Below are 9,422 nucleotides of genomic sequence, written 5' to 3' on the forward strand. Positions count from 1 at the left end.
CCCTACATGATCCCCGCCGCGATCGTGGCCCTCGACCACCTCCCACTCACCCCCAACGGCAAACTCGACACCCACGCCCTGCCCACACCCGAGTCCCAGGACGTTGATGGTTACCGAGCCCCGGGCAGTGCGGTCGAGGAGATTGTGGCCGGCATCTATGCCGACGTTCTGGCCCTCGACCGGGTCGGGGTCGACGAGTCCTTCTTCGACCTGGGCGGGGATTCGCTGCTGGCGATGCGCTTGTCCGCGTCGATCAACACCGCACTGGATGCCGATCTCGCGGTACCCGCGGTGTTCGAGGCACCGACCGTCGCCCAATTGGTGCTCCGCATCGGTGTGGGTTCGCGCCGGCTTCAGCCGTTGGTGCCGATGGAGCGGCCCGAAGTGGTGCCGTTGTCGTTCGCCCAGCAACGGTTGTGGTTCGTCGACCAGCTGCAGGGGCCCTCCCCGGTTTACAACATGGCGGCGGCGTTGCGGTTGAACGGACTCCTCGAGACCGAGGAGTTGCGCACGGCGCTAGCCGACGTGGTGGGACGTCATGAGAGCCTGCGCACGCTGTTCGTGGCGCCGGAGGGCGTCCCCCAGCAGCTGGTCGTTGCCGCCGAGCAGGCCGACTTCGGTTGGGACGTTGTCGACGCCGGCGGCTGGCCGGCCGCCCGGGTGGATGAAGCCATCGGGGCGGTGGCGCGCCGCGGTTTCGACCTGGCCGTTGAGATCCCTTTGCGGGCAACACTTTTCCGCCTCGCCGCCGACGAACATGTGTTGGTGGCCGTGCTGCACCATATCGCCGCCGACGGTTGGTCGATCGCCGCGCTGATCCGCGATCTGGGGGTGGCCTATGCCCGCCGGTCTGCCCGGCTCGCACCCGACTGGCCGGCCTTGGCGGTGCAGTATGTCGATTACACGCTGTGGCAGCGCGCCCAGCTGGGTGATCTCGAGGACAGCAGCAGCCCCATCGCTGCGCAACTGGACTACTGGCAGCGGGCGCTGGCCGGCCTGCCCGAGCGCCTGCAACTGCCCACCGATCGGCCGTACCCGCCGGTGGCCGATCAGCGCGGAGCCAGCGTGGTGTTGGAGTGGCCGCCCGAGGTGCAGCAGCAGGTAGCGCGGGCAGCTCGGGAGCACAAGGCGACCAGCTTCATGATGATGCAGGCAGCAGTGGCGGTGCTGTTGTCGAAGATCAGTGCCAGTTCCGATGTGGCGGTGGGGTTCCCGATCGCCGGGCGACGCGACCCCGCACTGAACGAATTGGTGGGTTTTTTCGTCAACACCCTGGTGCTACGAGTCGATGTGTCCGGGGATCCCACCGTCGCCGAGTTTTTGGACCAGGTGCGACAACGCAGCCTGGCCGCCTACGAACACCAGGATGTGCCCTTTGAAGTGCTCGTCGAGCGTCTCAACCCGTCCCGGTCGTTGGCTCATCATCCGCTGATTCAGGTGATGGTGGGATGGCAGTTCGCCGGCAACAGCGATCCCGCGGCGCAACTGGTGTTGGAGGACCTCCGGGTCACGTCGCTGCCGGTAGATACCCGCACCGCCCGTATGGATTTGGCGTTCTCTTTGGCTGAACGATTCACGGAGGACGGTGAGCCCGCCGGGATCGGCGGAACGGTGGAGTTTCGCACCGATGTGTTTGACCCCGACAGCATCCAGGCGTTGATCGGGCGGTTGGAGCGGGTGTTGGTGGCCATGACGGTCGACCCCGACCGCCGGCTGTCCTCGATCGATGTTCTCGATCAAGCGGAGCATGCGCGTCTGGATGCGATCGGTAACCGCGTGGCCTTGACTCAACCCGTTACGCCCCTGTCGATTCCGGAGGTGTTCGCCGAGCAGGTGGCCAAGGCCCCGCAGGCGGTGGCGGTGACTTTCGATGGCCGGTCGATGACCTACCTCGAGTTGGAGCGGGCCGGGAATCGGTTGGCGCATCTGCTGGCCGGCCAGGGTGTGGGGCCGGGACAGTCTGTCGCACTGCTGTTTTCACGTTCGGCCGAGGCGATCGTCGCGATCCTGGGGGTGCTGAAGTCCGGGGCGGCGTATCTCCCGATTGATGCGGCGCTGCCCGACGCACGGATCGAGTTCATGATCACGGATGCCGCGCCGATCGCTGCGCTCACCACGGCCGATCTCCGCTCGCGCGTGGCGGGATATGAGCTGGCGGTCATCGACATCAATGACCCTCGCATCGACGCCCAACCCGATACCGCGATGTCGGTTCCGGCTCCCGATGATTTGGCGCACATCATCTACACCTCAGGCACCACCGGGGTGCCGAAGGGGGTGACCGTCACCCACCACAACGTCACCCAGATGTTCGACGCGCTGGACATCGGCATCGAGTTGGCGCCCCACCAGGTGTGGACGCAATTTCATTCCTACGCATTCGATTTCTCGGTATGGGAGATCTGGGGTGCGCTGCTGTTCGGGGGGCGGCTGGTGGTGGTGCCCGATTCGGTGGCCCGCTCACCGGAGGACTTTCACGCGTTGTTGGTCGACGAACGGGTCACCGTTCTGACCCAGACGCCGTCGGCGGTGGCGATGCTGCCACCGCAGAGCTTGGAGTCGGCGGCGTTGGTGATCGGTGCCGAGCCCTGCCCGGTCGAGCTGGTGGAGCGGTGGGCGCCCCGGCGGGTGATGGTGAACGTCTACGGTCCGACCGAGACGACGATGTGGGCGTCCAAGAGTGCGCCGATTGCGGCTGAGTCGGGGGCACCGCCGATCGGCTCGCCGATCGCGTGGGCGGCGTTCTTCGTGCTGGATGCGTGGTTGCGCCCGGTGCCGGCCGGGGTGGTCGGTGAGTTGTACATCGCCGGTCGCGGGGTGGGCGTGGGCTACGTGCGTCGGCCGGGGTTGACCGCGTCGCGGTTCATGGCGTGCCCGTTTGGCGGGCCGGGGGCACGGATGTATCGCACCGGGGATCTGGTGCGGTGGCGTCCTGATGGCCAACTGCACTACCTCGGCCGCGCCGACGAGCAGGTCAAGATCCGCGGGTACCGCATCGAACTCGGCGAAATCCAGACCGCCTTGGCCACACTGGACGGGGTCGAGCAGGCGGCGGTGATCACCCGCGAGGACCGGCCCGGCGACAAGCGCCTGGTCGGCTACATCACCGGCACCGCCGACCCGACCGGCCTCCGCACCCAGCTGGGCGAACGGCTCCCGCCGTACATGGTGCCCGCCGCGATCGTGGCCCTCGAGGCGCTGCCGCTCACCCCCAACGGCAAACTCGACACCCGCGCACTCCCGGCACCCGAATATGCCACCGGCCAGTACCGCTCCCCGGACACCCAGGTCGAAGAACTCCTGGCCGGCATCTACGCCCAGGTACTCGGCTTGGACCGGGTCGGGGTCGACGACTCGTTCTTCGACCTGGGCGGGGACAGCATCTCGTCGATGCAGGTGGTCGCCCGCGCCCGCGCCGCGGGGCTGATCTGTCGACCGCGCGACATCTTCGTCGAGCAGACCGTGGCCCGGCTGGCCCGGGTGGCCACGGTGGCCACGGTGGCCGACGATTCGGACAGACCCGTTGATGAGGGCATCGGGCCGGTGACAGCGACCCCCATCATGCGCTGGCTGGCCGGCGTGGATGGGCCGGTGGAACAGTTCAACCAGACCGTCGTCGTGCAGGCACCGGTGGGAGTCACCGAGGCCGACGTGGTGATCGTGTTGCAGGCGTTGCTGGATCGGCATGGCATGTTGCGGCTACGCGTCGACGACGACGCCGGCGGGTGGGCGTTGACCGTGCCCGCGGCCGGTGCAGTCAATGCGCGCGAATGCCTGCAAGCGGTGGACGCGCTGTCTGACGAGGCCGTGGTGGCGGCGCGGGCCCGGCTGAACCCGGCCACCGGCAACGTGCTGCGTGCGGTCTGGGCGGCCGCCACCGGGCAGTTGGCGGTGATCATTCACCACCTGGCCATCGACGGGGTGTCCTGGCGAATCCTGTTGGAAGACCTCAACATCGCCTGGGCCCAATACCGCGGCGGCCAGCCCGTTGCCCTGCCGGCGGGCGGTACCTCGTTCGCCCGGTGGTCGGCGCTGCTGGCCGAACACGCCCACACCACCACCGTGATCAACACGGCACAGGCCTGGCGACAAATCGCCAACGCCCCGCTGGGGCTGCCCGAAGTACAACCCGAGGTCGACACCTACGCCAATGCCGGACAGCTGAGCGTGCAGCTGGACACCGAGACCACCCAAACCCTGCTCGCCGAAGTCCCCGCGGCGTTTCACGCCGGGATCCACGACATCCTGCTCATCGCATTCGGGTTGGCCTGGGCACAATACCTGGGCACTGGCGACACACCGATCGGCATCGACGTGGAAGGCCACGGCCGCGCCGAAGAACTGGCCGCCGAACTGGACCTGTCACGCACCGTGGGATGGTTCACCACCAAATACCCCGTCGCACTGACCGTCGGCGGGCTGCCCTGGGCCCAGGTGATCACCGGCGCACCCGCCCTGGGCACCGTCATCAAAAACGCCAAAGAACAACTGCGCGCCCTACCCGAGCCCCTGACCTACGGCCTGCTGCGCTACCTCAACCCCGACGCCGACCTGCCCGAGTCCGACCCACCGATCGGCTTCAACTACCTGGGACGGCTAGGTGCCGCGGCGGCCGAACTCTCCGACGATATGTGGCGGATCGGCCCGGACGGCGTCACGCTCACCGGCGCCGCCGCCGCGGTGCCCATTCCACTGGCCCACACCGTCGAACTCAATGCGGGCACGGTGGAAACCGAGGCCGGCGCGAGCGTGCATGCCACGTGGACCTGGGCGCCCTCGGCACTGGACCACTCCCAGGTGAGCGTCCTGGCCCAGCTCTGGTTCGACGCCCTGACGGGCATCTGTGCCCATGTGCGCGACGGTGGCGGTGGGCTCACGCCGTCGGATATCGCGCCGGCGCGACTGGCGCAACACCAAATCGATGAGCTCCAAAGGCAGCAACCGACCGCCGACGTGCTGCCCTTGACCCCCTTGCAGCAAGGACTGCTCTTCCACGCCAGAACCGCGCAGTCGACCGACGACGTGTATGCGGTGCAGCTGGACACCACGTTCAGCGGTGCCCTCGACGTCCGCCGGCTGCGCGCAGCGGTACACACGGTGATCAACCGTCATCCGCATCTGGCGGCCCGCTTCCACGTGAAGTTCGGCGAGCCGGTGCAGGTCATCCCGGCCGATCCCGCGCCAGGGTGGCGGCACTTGGAATTCGACTCCGGCGATGCCGATGAGCAAGTCCAACGCGTCTGCGCCGAGGAACGCGCCGCCGTGTGCGAGCTGGCCGACGGGCCGGCGTTCCGGGCCGCGTTGGTCCGTACCGGCGACGACCGGCACCGGTTCATCCTGACCTTCCACCACATAGTGATGGACGGTTGGTCGCTGCCGATCCTGCTCAGCGAAATATTCGCCAGCTACCACTCTCAGCACCTGCCCGCCCCCGCGCCGTATCGCAGCTTTGTCACCTGGCTGGCCGGTCGAGATCTCGACGCCGCCGAGGTGGCCTGGCGCAAGGTGCTGGCCGGCTTCGAGGCCCCCACCCTGGTCGGCCCGCCGGACCGGCTAGACCTTGGCGGCCGAAGTGTCGAGTCGTTCCGGGTGTCGGCCCAGACCTCCCGGGCCGTCAGCGAGCTGGCGCGCTCCAGTCACACCACCGTCAACACGGTGCTCCAAGCCGCCTGGGCGCAGCTGCTGATGTGGCTGACCGGCCAGCACGACGTTGCCTTCGGCGCCGTGGTCTCGGGCAGACCGACCGAAGTGGTGGGCGCGGACTCGATGGTGGGCCTGTTGATCAACACCGTGCCGGTCCGCGCGACCGTCGTCGCCACCACCACCCACGCCGACCTGCTCGACCAACTGCAATCCGCCCACAACGAGACACTGGACCATCAACATCTGGCACTCAGCGAGATCCACCGCATCACCGGCCATGACCAGCTGTTCGACACCCTGTTCGTCTACGAGAACTACCCCGTCGACACCAGCACGTTGTCCGGCATCAACAGGTTGGCCATCACCGAGGTCCACGGTCGCGAATCCACCCACTATCCACTGACGATGGCAATCCGCCCGGGCAACGAACTCGAGCTTCGTGTCGAGTACGCCACCGGTGTGTTGCCGCCGGACAGCGTCCAGGCGCTCATGGACCGGTTACTGCGACTGTTGGTGGCGATGACCGCCGATCCGGGCCGGTCGTTGTCGTCGGTGGATCTGGTTGACGAGGATGAGCACGCCCAGCTGGACCAGTTCGGCAACCGCGGCGTGCTGACCTGGTCAGGGCCGCCACCGATGTCGGTTCCGGCGCTGTTCGCCGACCAGGTGGCCTGCGTTCCCGAGGCGGTGGCGGTGACGTTCGAGGGCAACTCGATGACCTACCGCGAGCTTGATGAGGCCGCTAACCGGTTGGCGCATCTGCTCGCCGACCATGGGGCTGGGCCCGGTGAGTATGTGGCGCTGCTGGTGGAGCGTTCGGCTCAGGCGGTCGTGGCGATGCTGGCCGTCCTCAAAACTGGGGCGGCTTACCTGCCGATCGAACCCGCGCTGCCGGCGGCGCGGATCGGATTCATGATTGCCGATGCCGCGCCGACGGCTGCGATCACCACAGACGGGCTGCGAGCGCGGCTTGACGGGTACGGCGTGACGGTCATCGATATCGCCGATCCACGGGTGGACGCTCAACCCAGCACGGCGTTGCCGGGGCCGGCTCCCGACGATATCGCCTACCTGATCTACACCTCGGGCACCACCGGCACGCCCAAAGGGGTAGCCATCACCCACCACAACCTGACCCAGCTGCTGGCATCGCTCTATGTCGGACTGCCGGCGGCGGGAGTTTGGGCACAGTGGCATTCCTTGGCCTTCGACGCCTCAGCCGAGGAGGTCTGGGGCGCATTGCTCACCGGTGGCCGCCTGGTGGTGGTGCCCGACTCGGTGACGAGTTCACCGAAGGACTTCCACGCCTTGCTGGTTGCTGAGCAGGTCAGCTTCTGGAGTCAGACTCCGTCGGCGGTGCGGGCACTGTCACCGGAGGGGCTGGATTCGACGGCGTTGCTGCTGGCGGGTGAGGCGTGCCCGGCCGAGGTGGCGGATCGGTGGGCTCCCGGACGGGTGGTGGTCAACGCCTACGGCCCGACGGAGACCACGGTGTGTGCGTCCAGGACTCCGCCGCTGAAATCGGGGGCAGGGGCGCCGCCGATCGGTGCACCCGTACCGGGCGCGGCGTTGTTTGTACTGGATGGGTGGTTGCGTCCGGTGCCGACCGGGGTGGTCGGCGAGTTGTATGTCGCCGGTGCCGGCGTCGGGGTCGGCTACCTCGGTAGGGCCGCGTTGACGGCATCGCGGTTCGTGGCAAGCCCGTTCGGCGGACCGGGGGCACGGATGTATCGCACCGGGGATCTGGTGCACTGGCGCGCCGATGGGCAACTGCGATTCATCGGGCGCGCCGACGAACAGGTCAAGATCCGCGGCTACCGCATCGAACTCGGCGAAATCCAGGCCGCCCTGACCAGCCTGGACGGCGTCGACCAAGCGGTCGTCGTCGCCCGCGAAAACCGCCCCGGTGACAAGCGCATCTTCGCCTACATCACCGGCACCGCCGACCCCACCGACCTCCGCGCTCAGCTGGCCGAGCGGTTACCGGCCTACATGGTGCCGGCCGCGGTCATGGCCATCGAGACACTGCCGCTGACCCCCAACGGCAAACTCGACACCCGCGCGCTTCCCGCGCCCGAATACACCGCGAGTCGATACCGGCCCCCGGCCAACCCGGTTGAAGAGATCCTGGCCGGCATCTACGCGCACGTGCTCGGGGCCCAGCGGGTCGGAACGGACGACTCGTTTTTCGATTTGGGCGGGGACTCGCTGTCGGCGATGCGCCTGATCGCCGCGATCAACACCGGCCTGGACGCCGACCTGTCGGTGCGCACGGTGTTCGAGGCGCCCACGGTGGCCCAGCTGGCGCTGCGCGTCGGTGAGGGTGCCGGTGCGCGGGCGCGATTGGTGCCGATGCAGCGTCCGTCTGTGGTGCCATTGTCGTACGCCCAGCAGCGGTTGTGGTTCCTTGACCAGTTGCAGGGCCCCTCCCCCGTCTACAACATGGCGGCGGCGTTGCGGCTGGGCGGATACCTGGATGCCGAGGCGTTGGGTGCGGCGCTGGCCGACGTGGTGAGCCGCCAAGAGAGCCTGCGCACCCGGTTTGTGGCGCCCGAGGGGATCCCCCAGCAGACCGTCGTCGCTGCCGAGCGGGCCAACTGGCATTGGGTTGTTGTCGACGCCGGCGGCTGGTCTGCAGATCAGCTGGACGAGGCCATCGGGGCGGTGGCGCGGCACAGCTTCGATCTGGCCACTGAGATCCCCTTGCGGGCAACACTTTTCCGTCTCGCCGATGACGAGCATGTGCTGGTGGCCGTGGTGCACCACATCGCCGCCGACGGCTGGTCGATGACGCCGCTGATCCAGGATTTGGGGCAGGCCTATGCGGCCCGGCGCGGCGGGCACGCACCGGAGTGGTCGCCGTTGGCGGTGCAGTACATCGATTACACGCTGTGGCAGCGCGCCCAGCTGGGTGATCTGGCCGACGCGCAAAGCCGCATCGGCGCGCAGCTGACCTATTGGGAACAGGCACTGGCCGGCCTGCCCGAGCGCCTGCAGCTGCCCACCGACCGGCCCTACCCGCCGGTGGCCGATCAGCACGGCGCCACCGTGACGGTGGACTGGCCGGCGCAGCTGCAGCAGCAGATTGCCCGAGTGGCCCGCGCACACAACGCGACCAGCTTCATGGTGGTGCAGGCCGCGCTGGCCGTGCTGCTGTCGAAGATCAGCGCCAATTCCGACGTGGCGGTGGGCTTCCCGATCGCCGGACGGGGTGACCCGGCGCTAGATCAATTGGTGGGCTTCTTCGTCAACACTCTGGTGCTACGCGTCAACGTGTCGGGGGACCCCACCGTCACCGAGTTTTTGGACCAGGTGCGCGAGCGCAGCCTGGCCGCCTACGAACACCACGACGTGCCCTTCGAAGTGCTCGTGGAGCGCCTCAACCCGTCGCGGTCGCTGGCACATCATCCGCTGATCCAAGTGGCGTTGGCCTGGCAGCAAGAGCCCGCGATGCCGGCCCTCGCAGGCTTGCGGGTCACGTCGCTGCCGGTGGATACCCGCACCGCCCGAATGGATTTGGCTTTTTCGTTGGCCGAGCGCTTCACCGAAGCCGGTGAGCCCGCCGGGATCGGCGGAGCAGTGGAGTTTCGCACCGACGTGTTCGACCCCGACACCATCGAGGCACTGACCGCACGATTGGCACGGGTGTTGATGGCCATGACGGCCGACCCCAACCGCCGGCTGTCCTCCATCGATGTTCTCGATGAGGCGGAGCGTGCCCGGTTGGATGCGTTGGGTAATCGGGCGGGGTTGGCGAAACCCGCTGCGTTCACGTCGAT

At 67.9% G+C, this 9,422-nt stretch carries 1 protein-coding gene; it reads left to right on the forward strand.

Annotated features, from left to right (window positions below):
* On the forward strand, nt 1–9,422 hold a 9,422-nt coding region (locus B8W69_RS29160; protein WP_133058053.1), incomplete at both ends, for a non-ribosomal peptide synthetase.

The sequence above is a fragment of the Mycolicibacterium vulneris genome (assembly GCF_002104765.1).
Classification (GTDB): domain Bacteria; phylum Actinomycetota; class Actinomycetes; order Mycobacteriales; family Mycobacteriaceae; genus Mycobacterium; species Mycobacterium vulneris.